Annotated in this window: 18 protein-coding genes; 7 read left to right on the forward strand and 11 right to left on the reverse strand. The window is 70.5% G+C overall.

Translation table 11 applies throughout. The features are described 5' to 3' along the window. Window positions 1–58: 58 nt before the first annotated feature. Window positions 59–379: an STAS domain-containing protein gene (locus tag ACZ68P_RS32860; protein ID WP_471012649.1), complete on the reverse strand. Its 321-nt coding sequence runs from the start codon at window positions 377–379 to the stop codon at window positions 59–61. Window positions 380–569: 190 nt separating this feature from the next. On the opposite strand from ACZ68P_RS32860, the gene ACZ68P_RS32865 reads away from it, so the two are divergent. After that, window positions 570–938: a helix-turn-helix transcriptional regulator gene (locus tag ACZ68P_RS32865; RefSeq protein ID WP_471012673.1), complete on the forward strand. Its 369-nt coding sequence runs from the start codon at window positions 570–572 to the stop codon at window positions 936–938. 117 nt (window positions 939–1055) lie between these two features. Here the strand turns inward: ACZ68P_RS32865 and ACZ68P_RS32870 are convergent, their stop codons facing one another. From ACZ68P_RS32870 to ACZ68P_RS32880, 3 genes are all read right to left on the reverse strand, one after another. Then, window positions 1056–1529: a phosphatase PAP2 family protein gene (locus ACZ68P_RS32870; RefSeq protein ID WP_471012650.1), complete on the reverse strand. Its 474-nt coding sequence runs from the start codon at window positions 1527–1529 to the stop codon at window positions 1056–1058. A gap of 252 nt (window positions 1530–1781) precedes the next feature. Beyond that, a complete protein-coding gene (gene ku, locus ACZ68P_RS32875) occupies window positions 1782–2717 on the reverse strand; it encodes a non-homologous end joining protein Ku (protein WP_471012652.1) in 936 nt (311 codons plus the stop codon). A gap of 143 nt (window positions 2718–2860) precedes the next feature. Next, window positions 2861–3304, reverse strand: a complete 444-nt coding sequence (locus ACZ68P_RS32880; protein ID WP_471012654.1) for a hypothetical protein — start codon at window positions 3302–3304, stop codon at window positions 2861–2863. A 137-nt stretch (window positions 3305–3441) separates the two neighbouring features. Here ACZ68P_RS32880 and ACZ68P_RS32885 point away from each other — a divergent pair, with 137 nt between their 5' ends. Both ACZ68P_RS32885 and ACZ68P_RS32890 read left to right on the forward strand, forming a co-directional pair. Next, complete coding sequence (locus ACZ68P_RS32885) at window positions 3442–3621, forward strand: hypothetical protein (RefSeq protein ID WP_471012655.1); 180 nt, start codon at window positions 3442–3444, stop codon at window positions 3619–3621. A 406-nt stretch (window positions 3622–4027) separates the two neighbouring features. Beyond that, window positions 4028–5308, forward strand: coding sequence for an extracellular solute-binding protein (locus tag ACZ68P_RS32890; RefSeq protein WP_471012656.1), 1281 nt, complete (start codon window positions 4028–4030; stop codon window positions 5306–5308). 123 nt (window positions 5309–5431) lie between these two features. Here ACZ68P_RS32890 and ACZ68P_RS32895 read toward each other — a convergent pair whose 3' ends face one another. The 3 genes from ACZ68P_RS32895 to ACZ68P_RS32905 all read right to left on the reverse strand — a co-directional run bounded on the left by ACZ68P_RS32895 (window position 5432) and on the right by ACZ68P_RS32905 (window position 11920). Beyond that, window positions 5432–6415: a tetratricopeptide repeat protein gene (locus tag ACZ68P_RS32895; RefSeq protein ID WP_471012657.1), complete on the reverse strand. Its 984-nt coding sequence runs from the start codon at window positions 6413–6415 to the stop codon at window positions 5432–5434. A gap of 147 nt (window positions 6416–6562) precedes the next feature. After that, complete coding sequence (locus tag ACZ68P_RS32900; protein WP_471012658.1) at window positions 6563–11458, reverse strand: HEAT repeat domain-containing protein; 4896 nt, start codon at window positions 11456–11458, stop codon at window positions 6563–6565. Window positions 11459–11530: 72 nt separating this feature from the next. Next, window positions 11531–11920: a RidA family protein gene (locus ACZ68P_RS32905; protein WP_471012674.1), complete on the reverse strand. Its 390-nt coding sequence runs from the start codon at window positions 11918–11920 to the stop codon at window positions 11531–11533. 81 nt (window positions 11921–12001) lie between these two features. Between ACZ68P_RS32905 and ACZ68P_RS32910 the strand changes: the two genes are divergently transcribed. The 3 genes from ACZ68P_RS32910 (at window position 12002) to ACZ68P_RS32920 (ending at window position 14716) form a co-directional block, all read left to right on the forward strand. Then, complete coding sequence (locus ACZ68P_RS32910) at window positions 12002–12784, forward strand: alpha/beta fold hydrolase (RefSeq protein ID WP_471012660.1); 783 nt, start codon at window positions 12002–12004, stop codon at window positions 12782–12784. 190 nt (window positions 12785–12974) lie between these two features. After that, window positions 12975–13613, forward strand: a complete 639-nt coding sequence (locus ACZ68P_RS32915) for an RNA polymerase sigma factor (protein WP_471012661.1) — start codon at window positions 12975–12977, stop codon at window positions 13611–13613. Window positions 13614–13615: 2 nt separating this feature from the next. Beyond that, window positions 13616–14716, forward strand: a complete 1101-nt coding sequence (locus ACZ68P_RS32920; RefSeq protein WP_471012662.1) for a CU044_5270 family protein — start codon at window positions 13616–13618, stop codon at window positions 14714–14716. 799 nt (window positions 14717–15515) lie between these two features. On the opposite strand, the gene ACZ68P_RS32925 is transcribed toward ACZ68P_RS32920, so the two are convergent. Beyond that, window positions 15516–16160: an NADPH-dependent F420 reductase gene (locus tag ACZ68P_RS32925; protein ID WP_471012663.1), complete on the reverse strand. Its 645-nt coding sequence runs from the start codon at window positions 16158–16160 to the stop codon at window positions 15516–15518. A gap of 112 nt (window positions 16161–16272) precedes the next feature. Here ACZ68P_RS32925 and ACZ68P_RS32930 point away from each other — a divergent pair, with 112 nt between their 5' ends. Then, complete coding sequence (locus tag ACZ68P_RS32930) at window positions 16273–16659, forward strand: winged helix-turn-helix transcriptional regulator (RefSeq protein ID WP_471012665.1); 387 nt, start codon at window positions 16273–16275, stop codon at window positions 16657–16659. 263 nt (window positions 16660–16922) lie between these two features. On the opposite strand, the gene ACZ68P_RS32935 is transcribed toward ACZ68P_RS32930, so the two are convergent. Genes ACZ68P_RS32935 through ACZ68P_RS32945 form a run of 3 tightly spaced genes read right to left on the reverse strand, consistent with a single transcriptional unit; the run spans window position 16923 to window position 19117 of the window. Then, the gene (locus ACZ68P_RS32935; protein ID WP_471012668.1) at window positions 16923–17222 is read right to left on the reverse strand and encodes a hypothetical protein; all 300 of its coding nucleotides are present in this window, start codon (window positions 17220–17222) and stop codon (window positions 16923–16925) included. Window positions 17223–17232: 10 nt separating this feature from the next. Further along, window positions 17233–18552, reverse strand: a complete 1320-nt coding sequence (locus ACZ68P_RS32940) for an ABC transporter ATP-binding protein (protein WP_471012670.1) — start codon at window positions 18550–18552, stop codon at window positions 17233–17235. Between the two features lie 49 nt (window positions 18553–18601). After that, window positions 18602–19117, reverse strand: a complete 516-nt coding sequence (locus tag ACZ68P_RS32945; protein WP_471012671.1) for a hypothetical protein — start codon at window positions 19115–19117, stop codon at window positions 18602–18604. Window positions 19118–19145: the final 28 nt, after the last annotated feature.

Raw genomic sequence — 19145 nt, forward strand, 5'->3', positions numbered from 1 at the left:
AGAGCGGGACGCGAGCGTTCGGAGCCGGTGCTCGGAACTGGGTCAGGGGTCGCGGCTGTCAGCAGCCGGCGGCGTCCTCCACCGTTGCTCGCACCGTCAGAACGGTGTCGACTCCCGTGAGCTCGAGGATGCGCTGGACCTGATGCGTCGGCGCGGCCACGCGCATGTCGGTCATGCGGTGGGTGAGGATCAGCAGATTCAGGAACGTCGAGTCCGCGAAGGTGATGCCCGAGGCGTCCAGGACTATCTTCCGGTGCGTCTGAGCTGCGGTTTCCAGCGCTGTCGCCAGGGGGGTGATCGAGTCCATGTCGTAGGAGCCCCGCGCGACGACGACCCAGGCGCCGTGCCGCTCGTACTGCTCCACCGCTGCTCCGTCCACGTGCCCTCCGGTCGGCGGGATCGTCTCCTCTCTGCGCCCGTCGGCGTTGCTCGTGCGCCGAGGTGTGACGGTCGCTTCCGAAGACACCTTTGATCCCTCCATGGCTTACCCACAGGTTCCTGCTTCCTGATACACGAAAAGTATGTCACGTAATTAGCATCCGGCAAGGGTGCTCCGTAGAATGATCGGCATGATCGGAGTGCCTGAACCTCACACCGGTTGGACGTTCGTCACCAACCATGCGCGCGTGCTGGCGGCGATTGCCGACAACCCGAACGTCCGGATCCGCGACATCGCTGCCCACTGTCGGCTCACGGAGCGTGCCGTTCAGCGGATCATTTCTGATCTTGAGCAGGATGGTTACCTCTCCCACACCCGCGACGGGCGCAGCAACACGTATCGCATACAGCCGGACAAGGTGCTGCGTCATCCCGCCGAAGCGGGGCTGACCGTGGCCTCCCTTCTTTCCCTGCTCGTGCAGGATGAGACCGACCGCACCGCCTCGCCGGGCGCGCTGCCGCCGCCGATGCTGGACACGAACAGCACGAAGCAGGGGTGAAGCGGGGGCGACGCGGACGCCGAGCCGCCCCGCTCCCCACATCAGAACCCACCGTGACCGCGTCCACGCCCTCGTGTCAGCCGGGGATTCGCGAGGCGCCCTACGCAAAACCAGGCCTTACAGCGCGTGCCGCCACAGCAGGCGCGGCGCGGCCCGCACCAGTGCGGCCGCTGCCAAGCCGATTGCTCCGCCGACGGCCACGTCGGAGGGGTAGTGCGCACCGCTGTGCACGCGTTCCGCGGCCACCAGCACCGCGGGCACCGCGCAGAGGACGCCCGCCGCAGGCCATACCGGTGCGACGGCACCGGTGAAGGCGAACGCGGCGGCCGTGTGTCCGGACGGAAAGGAGGAGCTGTCGGGGCGGTCCTCGAGATCTTCGGCCGGGACCCATTCCTCGGGCGGGCGACGCCGCTGGTACAGCTGCTTGGCGATCCCGTTGGACAGCACTTGCGCCACCGCCATCCCGCCCACTCCCGCGGCGGCAGCCGTCCGGCCGCGCCATCCCCCGGCGGCGGCCATGACCACGGCCGCCGCCCACCACAGCTTGGTGTGCTCAGCAGCCTCCTCCACCGCCGGAAGAACACGCCGCACCCAGGGCGACTCCCACGAAATAGCTCGTCTGGTCAGAGAGCGGTCCGCGTCCCGAAGGTCAGCCATCACTGTCATGACCAGCGGCTTCCCGGCTCGGGACGACTCACACCACCCATGCCGGCTCTGAGGTCCTGCCCCAACGCCAAGAACTGACGACTCGCGTGGGCTCTTTGCAGCCCGATGACATGCTGCCGCCAGGGTGGGCCAGTCCCGTGATCGCCGTATACGTACCTCACCCCCGCCTGGAGTGACTCAGGCGGAGCGCTTTCGCGTTGCGGTCTTCTTGGCGGCGGTCTTCTTGGCAGGCGCTTTCTTGGCGGTCGTCTTCTTGGCGGTCGCCTTCTTCTTCGGCTTCGGCATCTCGTGGACGGTCGCGTCCCCGCCGGCGGTGGTCTCGCCCCGGGACTCCTTCGCCTTGGCGACGGACGCTTCGAGTGCGGCCATGAGGTCGACGACCTTTCCGGCCGGCGCGGCTTCCTCGCCCATGGGCTTCGGTTCGCGGTGTTCGGCCTTGGCGTCGATGACCTCGACGAGCGCTTCGCGGTAGTGGTCGATCAGCTCCAGCTCGTCCAGGTGCTCGTTGCTCATCGTCTCCAGCAGCGCGAGCGCGCCTTCGATCTCCTGCTCGGTCAGCTGCACCTCGTCGGGGGCGACGGGCTCGGAGGAGCGGATCTCGTCCGGCCAGTGCATCGAGTTCAGCAGCAACGCGTCACCTTTGATCCGCAGCATCCCGAGCCGTTCCCGGCCGCGGAGGGCGAACTTCGCGATGGCCACCTTGTCGGTGCGCTCCAGCGCCTTGCGGAGCAGGACGTACGGCTTGGCCGCGACCTGGCCGTCGGCCCGGAGGTAGTAGTTTCCGTCGCCGAGCTGGATCGGGTCGATGCTGTCCCGGTCGACGAACGCGACGATGTCGATGGCCTTCGCCGTCGGCAGCGGCATCTGCGCCAGCTCGTCGTCGGAGATCGGGATGACGTTGTCCTTGCTGACCTCGTAGCCCTTGCCGATCTCGTCCTGGGAGAGCTCTTTGCCGTCGATGTCGCACACCTTGCGGTAGCGGATCCGGCCGCCGTCCTTCACATGGACCTGGTTGAAGGAGATGCCGTGCGACTCGGACGCAGGCTCCAGCTTCACCGGGATCGTGACCAGGCCGAACGACACCGCTCCGGACCAGACAGGACGACCGGGCATCAGCACCTCCAGGAGCCCCCCTGGGGTTCTGATCACAGGCTATGCAGATTCCGCACGTGATCGCACCCCTTCTCGGACGATGGGGCGGCCATGACGTCCCTGCCTTCGCGACGGGCCGTCGGACTACGCCACGGCGGTGAGGGTTACGGGTACTCGTACGTCGTGCACTGTCGCAGACCCGCCCAGTAGTTCTCGGACCCGCCGAAGTAGACCGCCGGTACCCAACCCCATCGCCCGTTGTCGGCCATGGTGATCGCCCAGTCCCTCGTGCTGTACCCGTGCGCCGAATAGGGGTCCGTGTGGCTGCTCGAGCGGCAGACGAACCAGTTGCTGCTGCCGGCGATCACGAGGTTGCCCACGAGCTGCCTGGAGTTGTACGGGTTGTTGTAGACGGGCGTGTTCGACTTCCAGATCGGACAATACTGCACCTGGCTGACGTTGAAGCTGTAATTGAAGTCCATGTGCGCGACCAGCTGCTTGGAGACCGGGGATCCGCATGTGGTGGCCGCGTACGCGGGCGAGCCCAAGCCCACCAGAGAGATCGACCCGACGGCGAGAGCGGCGACGGTCGCCGCGCTTCTCACCATGGGACGCCTGAGCGCCGAGAAGGTGCGTCGCACTATTCCGGCGTGCCGACGCCGTTCAGTGACCTGCATGATCCCTCCCCCTGTGAAGACTGTGCGACGGCAGGCTAACGAGGGTCGCGAGTCCGCACAGTACGAAGATGAGCCATTCCCGATGCCGCTCTTCGGTCACCTGGTCCTGGAACCCACGGGGGTGGGCGCGGGCGGTACGGCGTCACGCCCCGGCGGCGGCCGGACTGTGCGGAGCGGCCCTGGAAGACGGCACGCCCGAGGCGCTGCGGTACGTCGGGGATCATGGCCGGTACGAGATCGGCGCATAGGAATCCGATGACCCGCTGAGCGTGAGCGACGCGATTTTGTCGTGGCTGAATGCTCGCACCGTTCATGCCCTGAGGATGGCTGCAAAATGAGCGAGTACGTCGAAACAGAAGAGCGCTCCCGGTGGCCTGACATCGTCGAGAGCTGGTAGTCGAACGGAAAAAGCAGCCGGGTACCGAGAGCGTTGGCCCCGGTACCTGCAAGGGCCCGCCTGCCCGTCAGGGAGTCGCGTCGAGCCGCTTGGGGCTCCACGGGCGGAGGGACCGACGGCGTCGGCATATAAGAAAACACCATTCGTGAGCCACGCAGTTGGAGAAATGGCCACAATCTTCGAGCCAGGGGCGCAATTCGTCCCGCGCCGGGAGAGAATTCCGGACGTACTGTTCAAAAGATCAAGAGGAACGATCCGTGCGACCAAGAATTCTCGGCGCCACCGCCTCCGTGGCCGCACTCGGACTGCTGGGCTCCCTTCTCGCCGCCTGCGGCTCGTCCGAGAGCGGTGACGGGACGACGCTGCGCATGGTGGCCGCCGAGTACGGCGACAGCCCGGCGACCAGCTCCAAGGCGTACTGGGACAAGCTGACCGCAGCCTTCAGCGCCGCCCACCCCGGCAAGAAGGTCGAGGTCACCCTCTACCCGTGGGCCGATGTCGACCGCGAGGTCACCCGTTTGGTCAAGGAGGGCAACGCCCCGGACGTGGCGCTGATGGGCGCGTACTCCGACTTCGCGGCGGAGGGCCGCCTCTACGCTGCCAGCGACCTGCTGTCGATCAGGGCCGAGGCGAACTTCCTGCGGCCGCTCGCGGAGGCCGGTTCTGTGGACAACACCCTCTACGGTCTGCCCTTCGTCGCCAGCAGCCGACTGCTCTTCTACAACGAGGAGCTGTTCGACAGGGCCGGAGCGGAGCCGCCGAAGACGTGGTCGGACCTGAAGGACGCGGCCGAGGCGCTCAAGAAGGAGAACGTGGTCTACCCGTACGCCTTGCCGCTCGGGCCCGAGGAGGCGCACGCCGAAGCCCTGATCTGGGAACTGAGCAACGGCGGCGGGTACGCCGGCGGCAGTGGCGGCTACAGCATCGCGAGCGAGCAGAACACGCAGACGTTCCGCTGGATCAAGGACAACCTGGTCGACCCCGGCCTGACCGGTCCCGTTCCGCCGGCCCAGCTCAACCGGCAGGACGCCTTCGCCGCCTTTCTGCGCGGAGACGTCGGCATGCTCAACGGCTACCCCTCACTCCTCCACCAGGCGAGGGCCAAGGGAATGAAGGTCGGCACCCTCAGCATGCCGGTGTCGGACACACTGAGGGACGGACAGGCCTTGCCGTCGGCGGGCGTCGCCGACTGGATGATGGCCTTCAAGCACGACGACAACCGTGACCTGGTCGCCTCCTTCCTGGAATTCGTGTACCAGGACAAGAACCTCAACGAATTCGCCGGCCGCTACCACCTGTTGCCCTCGACGGTGACCGCCAGCCAGGCATCCAAGGACGCGGCGGCGGACCCGAGCGGCGCGCAGTTCCTGAACGCCCTGCGCAGCGCCGAGCTCTACCCGGTCAACGAACCGTCCTGGTTGCAGGTCAGCAACACCATCAAGCGGAACATCGGCAAGGCCGTCGCGCCCTCCGCCGACCCGAAGGCCGTGCTGGAGGACATCGCGCAGGAGGTCCAGGACATCACGAAGCAGAGGTAGGACTCGTACGGGTGCGCGCGCATCCCCGTCGTGCGCTGTAGGAAGACCGGAGAGCCGGGGCACTCGCTCGGTGTGCTTCTTCCGAACGCCTGCTGCTCTGGCACCGGTTGGCTCGCCAGCCGTTCAGTTCGTACGGATGCGGTGCGCCTCTGCGACGAGTTCCGGAGGCAGCTTCGGCCCTGCGCATGCGTAGTCGATCAGCTGGTTCCGGTAGGTCGTGTTCGCAAGCTCCGGAGCCAGGGCGATCAGCGCTCGCAGATCGTCGCACGAGCCGGTCAGGCGTGCGCGGTAGGCGGCGCCCGCCGCGCGCAGGGACACTTCGCGAGGCTCGTACGCCATGCCCTGCTCCACGAGGCTCGCGGCCGCCGCGAAGTCGCCCTGCTCGGCGCGCACGTCCGCCAGGTCCAGGTAGAGGGACCAGTTGGCGGGGTCCAGGAGCACGGCGCCTTCGAGGGCCGCGGCAGCCTGGTCCAGGTCGCCCATCACGCGCCAGGTGGTCGCCCGCGCGACGGCGGTCCACATGACCCGATCGACGGCATCGGCGCGGTCGCACAGAGCGAAGGACAGCTCGTACCGGCCGCAGGCCCGGGGCAGCCGGGCCATGGCGGCCAGCGACTCCGGTACGGGATGCCGTGCGGACACCACGTCCAGGGCATGGAACCAGGGCGTGAACCGCTCTCGCATCGCGTCGGTGTCCAGGTCCAGGCCGTAGTCCAACGTCCGCAGACACGCCTCGGCCAGCGCCTCGGCACTCACCGTCCCGAGGAAGCGCGCATCACCGAACCAGGGTGCGGCCCCCCACGCCACGTCAGGCCGCACGCCCGTGACGGATCCCAGGGCCATGGCCGCGTCGTCCATGTCTCCATCGAGGAAGAAGAAGTACGCCTGCGCCGGCACAGCGCTCAAGGAGCAGCCCTCCGCGAGGCTCTCCGCGAGTTCCGAGCGTCGGCCCTGCCACAACTCGGCGAGGGCCTCATAGGGTTCCGGAGCCTCCGGCGCCGAGGCTATGGCCCCCACCAGAAGCTCCACGGCGCGCAACGGGCTTCCGCCGCAGTGCGCCATCACACCGGCGAGACCGACTCCCGCCGCCACTGACTGATTCGACATCGCCGCAGAATACCCGTGGCCAAAGGTGCGGGGCCCCTGTCCGGTGGGACGGCGGTGTCCCCGTCAGCCATCCGTCCGTGACGGCGACGGTGACGATGGCGCGGAGAGAGGACGGTCCCCGCAGCCGGTGGTCGGATCTCGGCGCTGCTACCCGGCATCGGTCGTCGTGCTCGTGGCGGTGATCTGCGTGAGGACGTCCGTGTACAGATTCCGCTTGTCGGGACGGGCGCGGACGGCGGAATGCCGGAGAGCGGGGACGGCCCGCGCTCCTATGTCGACCAGTCCCTGGGCCGCGGCCTTGCGTACGGCAGGGTGGGAGTGCTCGAGCAGGTTGGTCACGGCGGGGATCGCGGGCGTCCAGCCGGCGTGGCACAGCGTGCGGATCGCCGTACGTACGACGCTCGGCTCGGAGTCCCGCAGCAGGATCGACGTGTGGTGCAGGTAGGTCTGTCGGTCCAGCACGGCCCGCGAGGCGCGGTGAGCGCGCAGGCGTACTCCGGGCCGGGGGTGGAGCAGCAATGCGCCGATCAGTTCGCGCAGCCCTGGGTCTTCGTCCGACGCCGGGCCATGGCCTCGGTGGGCGATCGGACCGCCGTCCTCCTCGCACAGTCGTGTCAGTGCTTGGCCGATCTGGACGGGGTCTCCGGTACGGGCCAGCTGGAACAGTTCCTCCCGGGTCGGCGGCGAGCTTGCCCGGGACGCCGTAGACGTCGAAGAGGCCGCCGCCGTACGGGCTCGGAGCGCCGCTGACGCGACCTCCTCCTGCCGAGCGGAGGCCGGTGGGCGCAGCGGTCCCTCGACGAGGAGCAGCCGGCCGGCGAGGTCGTCGCGTCCCTCGGCACGCAGCCGTAGGCAGGTCCGCGTCAGTGCGGGGGTGCGCAAGAGGGGGCGGTCCACGAGGAGGTCGAGGAATCCCCACGCGCCGGCGTCGAGGCGGTCGCCGAGCCGTTCCGCCAGAGTGTCGGCGGGCAACGCGAGCAGCGCCCGGCCGGCCGCGGCGCTGTCGGCCGGCGGGTCGTGTTCCCACCAGTCCAGCAGCAGGGGCACGAGCCGTGCGAGCGTCTCCGGGGCGACCTTGGCCGCCAGAAGGGCCACCCTGTCGTGGCGGACGCCGTCCGCGCGGAGCTCTGCCTCGTCGAGCGCGCCGAGCAAGCGGGCCGGCTTCGGGGTGCCGGGCATCTCGACGTGTCCATGGAGGTACGCGCGGAGTACGGGGAGCCCGGCCTCCGGCTCGGGCCATTCCGCGAGCAGCAGGGCGGCCGCTTGCCGGCGGTCCCGAGCCGAGGCCCCCAACATGGCCAGCAGTCGGTCCCGCAGCGCGCGGGAACGGGGCTGGTCGAGGTCGTCGTCATGCACGGTCCGCGGGCGGGGCGCCCCGGTGGGGGAGGGGGAGTCCGGGGAGACCTGGGCGGTCTCGGTGAGCGTCCACGGCGGTACGTCGAGGGGCTGGAGGGCCGTCATCCAGTCGATGAGGGCGCGACGGACCTCCCGGCCGGCCGAGGCGTAGGCGTCGATCAGTGCGTCGAGGCGTTCCCGGGAGGGAGGCGTTGTGCCGTCGTGGGGGGCGCGTCGGAAGGCGTCCAAGGCGGCCGTTGTGTGTACGGCGGCGTCCAGCGCGGCGCGCCACATCCGGGACTCCTTTGCGGGCTCGGCCCCGTCCGAAGGCGGATCCGCGGGGGTGAACGCCTCGCGCAGTACGGCGGTCTCGGCCTGCCGGGGGTCGGCGTCCAGCCGGGCCGAGGCGAGGGCCCGTTCGAGGTCGGCGCGCACCAGCACGGCGTCCAGGGCGCGGAGCAGCGTCAGCGTGGACCGGTGTCCGGCGGGTGCGGGGGAGAGGGCGCGTACCGCGTCGGTGGCGGTCTGTTTCTCGAACGGGGTCAGGGTCGGCGCGACCGCTTCGAGCGCCGCCAGGAGGGCGTGCCGGTCTCCGGGCGACGAGGCTTCGGCGAGTCCGTCGAGCAGGACGCCGGTATGGCGGGCGAAGGACGTCAGCTCCCCGGAGGTCCAGGGGAGGGGGCAGAGCCGGAGCGCGAGGCGCACTACGCGGCTCCGGGCGGTGGGTTCGGCCTCGGCCAGGCGGAGCCAGTCCGGCAGCATCGGCCGCAGGGCCCGGAGTCGGGAGGGGTGCGGGAGTTCGTCCCCTCCGGCGAGGCGAAGGGCGACGGCCGGATGCCAGCCGTCCACCGTCAGCATCGTGAGGTCGCGGGCCGCTTCGGCATGTGCGGTCGGACCGGCTGCGGCGGGCCGGGTGATGCCGTGTCCGGCCATGGCGGGCCACAGGTCCTCGACCGTCCCGGCGGCCAGGCCGACGCGGCCGGCCGCCACCAGGGCGAGCAGGGTCGGTACGACCGGTGACCCCTGCTCCTCCAGGGCGAGGACCGACCGTGCCGACAGGGCCCGGTCGAGCCCTTCCAGCAGCAGCTCGCGGGTGCGGCCCGCATGGCGTTCCCCGCTGGCTCGGTCGGTGCGTTCGGCTCGCTTGGCTCGCTTGGCTCGCTTGGCTCGTTCGGTGCGTTCGGTGCGTTCGGTGCGTTCTGGGCGTGCGGGTAGTTCGAGGGTGGGGCGTTCGGCGGCGGCGAGCACGGCCGCCGGGTACGCCTCGCCGAGGATGGCGCGCAACGACTTGACCAGACTGCGGCGCAGGCCGGGGTTGTCGTCGTGCCCGAGCCGGAAGAGGAGGGCCGGCACCGCGGCGGGCGTTCCCGCGCGGGCCAGGACCTCGGCGGCGGTCTTCTTGACGTTCATGTTCGGGTGGCCAAGGCAGGCGGCGATCGTGGGCGCAGCCCAGTGGGCTCCCGCATGGCCGAGGGCGAGCAGCGCCTGCCGGACGGTCTGGATGTCCCGGCGGGCGGAGACCAGCGCGATCAGGGACGCCGACAGGGCCTGCGCGTCGTCCCCGGTGGCGTCCCGGGCGAGCAGCGCGATCACGTGTTTGCGCACGTGCCGGTCGCGGTGCCGCAGAAAGCGGTGGATCCGCGCACGGGTACGCGCGTACGGCGCTCTGAGCAGGACTTCGAGGAGGACCGCCTGCTCGCCGTCCGACAGATCGGGGCGGTCTAGCAGGTCCAGGGCCAGGGTCGCGACAAGTGCGTGTCCGGCCTCTTCCGCGCTCTCCGCGTCGAGCAGGCAGGACGGTCTGATACGTCTCCGCGCGTGAAGATGCCGCCCGAGGCCGTGGAGGGCGTCCAGAACCTCCTGGGGCACCACCGGCTCCCCGGCCGGCCGCCCGCCGTCGGGCGGCACGGCGGCCGCGCCGGGCTCCCGGGTCGCCGCAACCTTCGCCACGATGCGCAGGAGCAGGTCCGTGACGACCGGAAGGGTGCCGGAGCCGCCGTGGGTGGCCAGACGGCGCAGTGCAGCCACCGGTTCGTCCGGGTCCAGATGGGTCGTCAGGAGGGCCAGTTCCCGCTCGTCCGGCCCTCCGAGGTCCGCCGCGACGCGGGCCGGCAGGTCGGTGGGATCGAGGCGGGCGAGCAGGCGACGCCGCTGCGCCGGGTCCTCGGTCAGATGCCACAGCAGTTCAAGGGCCCTGTGTCGTACCGCGCGGAGGTGCGGCGCGATCACGCCCGTAACGGAGCCCGTGCTCGGGCCCTCGTCCGTCACGAGGTCGAGCCCGAGGTCGAGCCCGAGGTGGAGTCCGAGACCGAGTCCATCGCTCAGCGCCGCCACCGTCCGGTCCCCGCCGATGGCTTCCAGGGCCTCCAGCGCCGCCGTCGGGGACGACGCAAGGAGGGCGAGGACGGCGGCCTCGGCCGGCGCGTGGCGCAGCTCGCGGATCGCGCGGAGGAAGGGCTCGGGGCGGGGTGCCGAGGGAAGGATGCGTTCTATCGCGTCGCCGATGGGGAGATCCGCCGATCCTTGGTCCGCGAGAGCGACCAGGAGCGCGAGCCGCCGGGGCCAGCTCGGATCGTCGGCCGGTGCGTCCAGCAGTACGCGGAACATCGCATCGCGGCAGGTGAACAGGACCGTCGCGACCTCGTGGACCGGAATCGAGTGATCGGCCAAGGCCGCGCCGATGAGGGACGGGACGTGCTGCTCGCCCGGAAAGTGGCCACGCCGGTGGAGCCCGCGCAGGCACGCCAGCGCCGGGCCGCCGAACAACAGCGGGTCCTGTGCCGCGAGAGTGGTGACCGGCCCGATGTCGACCCAGTCCGCCAGGTCGCCGAGCAGCTCCATCCCCCGCCGGCGCAGCGACGGCGGCAGGTCCGGATCCTCGACGACCTGCCACAGCAGGCCCCGGTGCCCGTGTCGGGCCGCGGCCCCCAGGGCCGCGTCGGCCGTCCCGGGCCTCGCCGCCGCCGGACCGGCGGCGAGGAAGGGGGCCAGGCGTCCTGGCGGTACGGGGTCCAGCGCCGCCCAGGGTTCTCCGAGTTCGGCCAGCGCGGCAGCGACGACGTCGGAGCCGTCAGCACCGAGCAGGCCGATCAGATGGCCGCGCACCCGTGCGGGCGCCAGCAGTCCGGCGTGCAGTCCCTGCCGGGCCAGCCGCAGCCCCGCCGCCTGCAGCACCGGGTCACCGCTGTCCACCAGCTCCTGCACGAGGCGCTGAGGCTTGTGTGCCCCGTGGATGGTCGTCTCCTGCACGGCCTGGTACAGCAGTTCACCCGGAGGCTCACGCCGGATCACCGTCGGGTCGTTCACGAGATCGGCCTGCAGCCAGGCGACCCGTACCCGCTCCGGCATCTCGGCCGTACGCCACGACGGCCGGTGGGGCTCTCGCAGATGAGGACCCAGGCGGGCGTGGAGGCGAGCCAGGACGAGCAGCACCTCAGGCGGCCCCTCCAACGTTGTCGGCAGCAGTCGCGCGAGCTCGGCCGTCTCCTGCTCGTCGCCGCCGCCGTTGGTGTCGCCGCCGTTGCCTCCCCCCGTGAGCCGCTCCTCCAGGAGAAGCAGCCCCAGGTGCCGCAGGCGGGGATCCTCGTGCCGGATGAGCCGCCCGAAGACAGCCGGGGGGCACAGCCGTGCGTCGAGACGGCTGGACAGCCGACCGGCGTCGGCCCCACGCAGCGCGTCGTCGACAGTGTGGTCCCAGGGCGTTGACATCGCCGGATGCTAACCGGCACGTCCCCGGCCCGGCCAACGAAATCCGCCGTCAGGAAGCGGGGGCGGGGGCCGTCACGCGACGGCGGTGCCCTCCAGCTCGACCATCTGGCCGGGGATCGCCAGCCGCGTCACCCCGAGCATGGCGGTGGCCGATGCCACCGGGGCGGCGCCCGACCGGCCCGCCAGCACCCCGTAGTGCGGGGACAGCAGATCGACGTCGGTCGTGTAGACGTTGAGCCGGACGAGGTTCGCGAGTGACATGCCCGCCTCGCCGAGCAGGGCCTCCAGATTGTCGACGCACAGGGCCAGTTGCGCCGCCACGTCACCGTCGTGCAAGGGCACGCCCTCGGCACTCATCGCCGTCTGCCCCGAGACGTACAGGCTCCGCGTGTGTCCGTGGACGAGCTCACCCTGGTTGGCCGAGTGCCGTCGGCCGCCACCGCCCTTCCCGTCCACGGCCACTGAGCTCGCTGACTTGTCGGCGGCGCAGCGGGACTCGTCTCGGAGCTGCCGCGCATGCGTGATCACGTAGACTCGCCGGCCATGGACGACCGTGTACGGAGCAGCTTCGAGGTGAACGGGCGCAGACTCTCCTACCTTGATTTCGGCGGGCCGGGCCCGGTTCTGATCGCTCTGCACGGGCACTTCAGCGAGGGCGCGGACTTCGCCCCGCTGGCCGAACGGCTGGGTGCCTCGCGGCGTGTGATCGCGCTCGACCAGCGGGGGCACGGCGAGTCCGATCGGGCCGCCGACTACGAGCGCGGCGGCTACGTCGGCGACATCACGGCCCTCCTCGACCACCTCGGGGCGGCGGAGGTCGCCCTGCTCGGTCATTCCCTGGGTGGCGTGAACGCCTACCAGTTCGCCGCCCGGCATCCCGACCGCGTCTCCGCGCTCATCGTCGAGGACATCGGAGCGGTCTGCGACATCGACCTGACCTTCGCGAGGAAACTGCCCGACCGCGTCCCGACCCGAGAGGGGCTCGTCGAGGCCCTGGGTGCGGCCGCGCCGTACCTGGAGCGGACCTTCAGGGAACGAGCGGAAGGCTGGGGGTTCTCCTTCGACGCGGCCGACACGGTCCGGTCCCAGCAAGCACTGTCCGGCGACCATGGGCACGACTGGACGAGCGTTCGCTGCCCGACCCTGCTGATCCGGGGCACGCGCAGCGACGAACTGTCGGCCGCCCACGCCCGCGACATGGCGGCGAGGCGACCGATCCGTCTCGTCGAACTGCCGGCCGGACATGTCGTGCACCACGACCAGCCCGACGCCTTCGCCGCATGCGTACGGTCGTTCCTCGCCGCGGTCGACCACAGCGCCGGGTAACCGGAACCCGGCGTCCGCGTGGCGGGCGTGGATCAGCTCTCCAAGGGTCATCGCACGGATCGGTCGCCCGCTCACCGGCCAGGGATTCGTCGGTCTCTCTTCACCCGGACGTCCTTGCCGGGTCGGGATGTGACGTAGGTCTCGGGAACTCGGGCCCTCGGACCGACAGCTGACTGAGGTGATGACAACCATGCGCGCGCGCATCAGAGCCGGGGATCCGCAGGCGTTCGCGGAACTCTTCGACGAGTACGCGAGAACCGTCTACAACCACGCCTACCGGCTGACCGCCGACTGGGCGGCCGCCGAGGACATCGTGTCGGCGACCTTCATGGAGGCATGGCGCAGCCGCCTGCGCCTCCAGGCGGAGGGCGGGAGCGTGCGCCCGTGGCTGTTGGGCATCGCCACCAACCTGGTGCGCGCCCAGTCGCGCGGCGACCGACGGTACAAGGCCGCGGCCGCGGCGACGGCGGCCGCCGCGGGGATCAGGGGAGAGGCAGTGGTCGCCGACCATGCCGACGACGTGGCCGGGCGCTTGGACGACCGCCAGCACCTGGCCGCCACCGTAAGCGCGCTCGCGGGACTGCGGCGCACCGAACGGGAGGTCCTGAGCCTGTGTCTGTGGCAGGGCCTGGATTACGTCACAGCCGCGCAGGTCCTCGACATCCCGGTCGGAACGGTGCGCTCCCGGCTCTCGCGAGCCCGCAAGAAGCTGAGGAAACTCGCCGACGCGCAACTTCGCGACGAATTCCGGGAACCCCGGCCGGTTCACCGACAGATAAGAGGCAACCGCACGATCGCGGCCCGGTCCGCACAGGAAGGAACCCGGTGAACATGCGTCAGCCCCGTCCGAGCGACTCCCGCCGCACCCCTGATGAAGGGCACGAGGGCGAGCACCTGCTGTTCTTCGAGGAAGCCGACCTCCCTGCGGACCGCCACGCCTTCCACAAGGAAGAACTCATGACCTTCATCCAGCAGGACACCCGGGCCGAGGCTGCCACCACGCCCACTCCCGCCGCCGCGCCCGCCCGCCGCAGGCTCCTGCGTCCTCTGATCATCCTGCCCGCCGCCGCGTGCACGCTGGCCGTTCTCGCCGCGGGCGCCGTCACCTTCACCGGCGGCGACGCCGGCAAGGAACCGGTCGCCGGGCCGCCTCTCACCACGACGATCGGAACCGGCACCAGCGCGGGCCTCCCGCAGCTCCTGGACCGGATCTCCCTCGCCTCCTCCAAGAAGCCCCTGGCGAAGGTCAACCCGGGCCAGTACATCTACATCGAGAGCAAGGTCGGCAACACCTACGAGAAGACGGTGGGTGACAAGACCACTCTGGCCAGCGACGGCATCCACCGCCGCCAGATCTGGAACTCCACCGACGGCACGGAGGGCTGGCTCATCGACCCGGCCGTCTCCCCGCCCGGAGGCGAGAAGCTCGACCGCACCAACGAGAAGGGCACGAGCGAACCGGCCTCCCTCAACGCTCCGACGTACGACTACCTCGCCACCCTGCCGACCGACCCCGACGTCCTCCTCGCGAAGATCTACAAGGAGACCGAGGGGATGGGGAACAGCCCCGACCAGCAGGCCTTCACCACCATCGGCGACATGCTCGGCGAGACCCTCCCGCCCGCCGAACTGAACACCGCCCTGTTCAAGGCCGCCGCCAAGATCCCCGGCGTCGTCCAGGTCGAGAACGCGGTGGACGCCATCGGCCGCCGGGGCATCGCAGTCGCCCGCCTGGACGAGACCTCGGGCGCCCGTACTGAGTGGGTCTTCGACCCCGAGACATACACCTACCTCGGCGAGCGCACCGTCCAGATACGCCCCAACGGCGGCGACTCGGGCCTCATCACGCCGGGCACCGTCATCTACACCGAAGCCATCACTCTCCGCCGGGCCGTCGATGTCCTGAAGGAGGCGCCCTCCTCCGGCGTGTAGCCAACTCCACCGTCAGCAGGCACCAGCGGCGTGCACTCTGCGGGGCCCGTAGCGAAGCCCTCGTCCCCGGAGAGTGCACTTCCGCTTGGTTCCCTCGACCCGGCTGCCCTACTGAATCCCGGTACTTCCCAGCACCCAGCCCGTGTCAGGCGGTGACCTTCCGGCGGTCTCTGCGATGTACAGAAGGGGCACATGACAGTGGCGCACGGAATCGCGGCGACGATTGCAACAGCCATGCCGAGGGTGCCCTTCGCGGGCCGTTCGCCCTGTGCGTGGGGCACCGAGGCAGGGGAGGGCCCACGCGTGCCGGCCCTTTCGAACGGCCCGGCACGGAGTCCAAGCACGTCACATTGCGGAAAGTACAGCGCCCGGGTGGCCCGCGGGGGCGAACGCTTTCCGGGGCGGCTGCCAACAACCCGGCCTACGGCGAGGTGCTTGTGGGACGCGATGTGATCCTGGCGGGCGGCGAAGCCGACTGACCTCCTCACTGCGGCGAAACGGCTGCCACATCACTGGCGACGCTGCGGCAGCATTCAGAAGTGGTGGCCCCTGCCGGAAACGGTGGCCACCGCGTACGAGACCGTCGAACCGCGCGCCGCCGCTGCTCACCCCGATGCCGAGCGTCCCCTGTGAGCTGCTCGATCAGGCGACTCGGATGCCGGAGCAGATCCGTGAAGGAATGCGTCCCCGCGGCCCGTCGTGCCTGTTGTCCCATCGCTGCCACCCTGCATCGCGGCCGTATCCGGGGTAGCGACGGGGGCGGATGCGACTGCCTCCTCAGCCAGCTTCGCACCAGGCCCTACGCGGCCTGTGGGGGTTCCGGGAAGGCCAGGGCCGGTGAGCCTCCCGCCCACCACACGCCGATCACGAACGCGGCCGTGGCCTCCACGTACGCGGCCCGGTCCAGGCCGCCCGCCGGCATCGGGCTCCATCCCATCCCGGTGATCAGCTCCGTGACGTGTTCGGCCGCTCCCGGGTCGTCCGCGCAGAACGGCACCGCGGGTGGGATCGGGCCGAAGGCGCCCGCCGGGTGGTGCCACATGCTCACGTGGGCCACGTTGAAGGCCTTCACCACGTGCGCTCCGGGCGCCGCCGTCCCGATCAGGCCGGCCACGCTCTCCCCGGCGCCGGTCGTCAGCATCACCCCGCCGGGGCCGGGCGCCAGCGGGTTGGTGCAGTCCACGACCGTTCGCCCTGCCAGGGCTCCGGCGTGCTCCCGGGCCAGCGCCGGCGCCGCCCCGGCCGGGACGGCGAGGAGCACCACCTCCCCGTACTCCGCGGCCTGCGTGGGCGTGCCGTGTCCGGCCGCTCCGAGCCGCCCGGCGAGCGCCTCGGCCGCGGCCGGGTTCCGCCCGCCGATGAACACCTCGTGCCCGGCGCGTACCCACGCACCGCCCAGTGCCGCCGCCATGCCCCCCGTACCCAGTACGCCTATGCGCATCATCGTGTGTTCCTTCTCGTCACTGTCTCGTCCTGCTCGTTCCGTTCGGTGGTCCCACGCTACGGACGCCGATGCGCACCGTCTGGTGTCCATCGGCGGCGGCAGAATGGGCGGCATGGAGAAGTCGACCGATCCGGCCGGGGGCCTGCCGGACCTCGCGTACACGGCGGACTGTCGGGCGCGCGTCGCCTTCGAGGTACTGGCGAACCGCTGGGACAGCGTCGTGGTCTTCACGCTCGGGGTGACCGGCCCGATGCGGCCGCGCGCGCTGGTGGCGCGGATCGGCGGGATAAGCCCGAAGGTTCTCAACGAGGCGCTGCGACGGCTGGAGTACAACGGCCTCGTCGAGCGCCACGCGTACGCCGAAGCCCCGCCGCGCGTCGACTACGCCCTGACCGAGGCCGGCACGGCATTGCTCACGCCGATGCGGGCGATGGGCGCGTGGGCCGCCCGATACGCCGACGACGTGCTCGAGGCGCAGGACCGGTACGAGACCCGCTGAGCCTGCGCGATACGGAGAGTTGCGGCGGCGGGTCTACGGGGGCGAGTGTTCGGCGCGGACGCTCTTGCCGCGCTGAGAGCTTCGTTCTCATGGGGACGGTCCGCTGTGGTGGGGGAGCACGGCGACCTTCCAGCTGGTGCGGCTTCTTCGCCCAAGAGCTTCGGCTCGCGGTGTTCGGCCTTCGCCTGGATGGCCTCGACGACAGCTGTGCGGTAGTGGCCGACCAGGCCCAGGTCACCGGGCCGCGGACCGTCTCGCCTGCCTCACTCGGCGCGGCGTGCGACCCGTAGGACGCTGAGGTGACGGCGTGACGCTCGGTCTCCCATCCGCGCGCGGATGCGCTCGGTGATGGCGCCGACCGAGACGGCGGTCATGGTGGCACCGCCGATCACCACGCCTCTCGCGACGCCCTCCCTGCTGCCGTCGACCCTGGATTCGTCGAGCTCGTCATCGGCGGGGTAGAGCACGGCATGCCGGGCGAGGGCGTTGGCGGCGTTCCGCGGCTCGCCGCCCCGGGAACGTCGAATCCGAGAGACGCGTCCCAGCCGGGCGCTCCTCGACACCGGCACCTTCCTACAGGTCAGGTATGTGGGTGGGGTCGGGGCTGACTCGCTCGCCGTGGGCGTCGAAGACGAAGAGGTTGCGGACATCGATGAGGAGCGGCAGGTGCTGACCACGCTGGTGGAAGCTGCCGTTGTGGGCGCGGACGACGAGTTCACCGCTGGCTCTGGCGGGTACGGCCGTGGCCGGTGGGTGGTGCGGTCCTGCGGGGCGGCAGTGCCACGGTGAGAGGTCGGCGGCGCGTTGGACGAGCCGGCGTGCGAGGCCTGCGGCACCCCCGCGGATCGGCCGGGGAGAGGGTTCGGGCACCGTCTGGTCCGGTACGTCGGCGGGCCGCCCTCCCACCGTGAGGTGGAGGAGGGTCTCGTGTCCCTGGAATTCGACGTGCGCGACGATGCCGGTCAGGGGGCGTTCGAAGGGGGCGGCCTTTGTGTGTTCCGCGATGCGGACTGCTTCGGGGCGCAGTCCGATCAAGAGGGGGCTTCCTTGCATGACGCGGAGCATCTGGTGGTCGGGTGACAGGGGCATGGGAAGGCTGAGTTGCTGGGCACCGAGGCTGATGGCCATGGCGCCGTCGATGGGGGCGTAGACGGTGCCGTGGATGAGGCTGATGCGTGGTGTGCCGACGAAGGAGGCGACGAAGGCGTTGGCCGGCAGGGCGTAGAGGGCTCGGGGTGTGTCGACCTGCTGGAGGATGCCGTCTCGCAGGACTGCTACGCGGTCGCCCAGGGCCATGGCTTCCGCCTGGTCGTGGGTCACGTAGATCGTCGTCGCGCCACTCCTGCGGACGGTGGAGAGGATCTCCATGCGCAGGCGGGTGCGCAGTCTTGCGTCGAGGCTTGAAAGTGGTTCGTCCAGGAGGAAGACCGAGGGTTGCCGGACGGTGGCACGGCCCATGGCCACGCGCTGTCGCTCGCCGCCGGACAGGCGGCTGGGCAGGCGGTTCATGAGGTGGCTGATCCCGAGGGCGTGCGCTTCGGATTCGACGCGCTGGGAGACCCGAGCAGGGTCCTGTTTCTGCACGGCCAGGGGGAAGGCGATGTTCTCCGCGGCGGTCATGTTCGGGTAGAGGGCGAAGCTCTGGAAGATCATTGCTGTGTCGCGTTCGCTGGGATCGAGGTCGTTGGCAAGGCTTCCGTTGAGGTGGAGTTCACCCTCGGTGATGGCCTCGAGTCCGGCGATCATTCGCAGGAGCGTGGACTTGCCGCAGCCGGACGGGCCGAGCAGGACGAGGAATTCGCCGGCCGCGACACTCAGGGAGAGGTGCCGCAGGGCCGGCCGGCCGCCGGGGTAGGTCTTGGCGACGTTGTGCAGGGTGATGGTGCTGCCCACGCGGGCTCCTGGTGGGTGCTGTGTGCGGTCGGGTGATGAGGCTGCGGGTTCACCGGGTGAGGTGGTCGGCGGCGATGAAGAGGCCTGCGGTGATGAGGACGATGTTCTTGATGACGTACTGGCCTTCGAGGGTGGGGACGAGACCGAAGGTGTGCCACATGTCGCCGGCCAGGAGGATGAGCGATGCGAAGACCCCGGCCATATGACAGAAGAAGGCGGTCAGGGCGGTGCGCAGCAGCCGGCCGGTGAACAGGCACGCGCCGATGGCCGTCTCGAGTAACGCGAGCAAGGGCAGGCACAGGCCGTCGGGGATCAGTCCGAGCGTGAGCTCGGCCATGGCCTTGGCGGCGACGGTCTCCGCCGCGCTGGCGCCGGGAAAGAACTTGAGGACTCCGAACCAGCAGAAGACGATCCCGACGCTGACGCGCAGGAGGGCCGGCCCGCTGCGCCGGTAGCTGTGCGCCCATGGCAGGAGCCGACTGCGAACCGCGTCGCTCCATCGGTGGGGGCGCAGGGGGACCGCAGCGGGTCGGGGGTCGTCGGCGTGGCCGGAAGGACTGGTCATCGTCTGTCCTCGGGATGTCGCGGCGGGG

It is taken from the genome of Streptomyces sp. NPDC036822, from assembly GCF_055609145.1.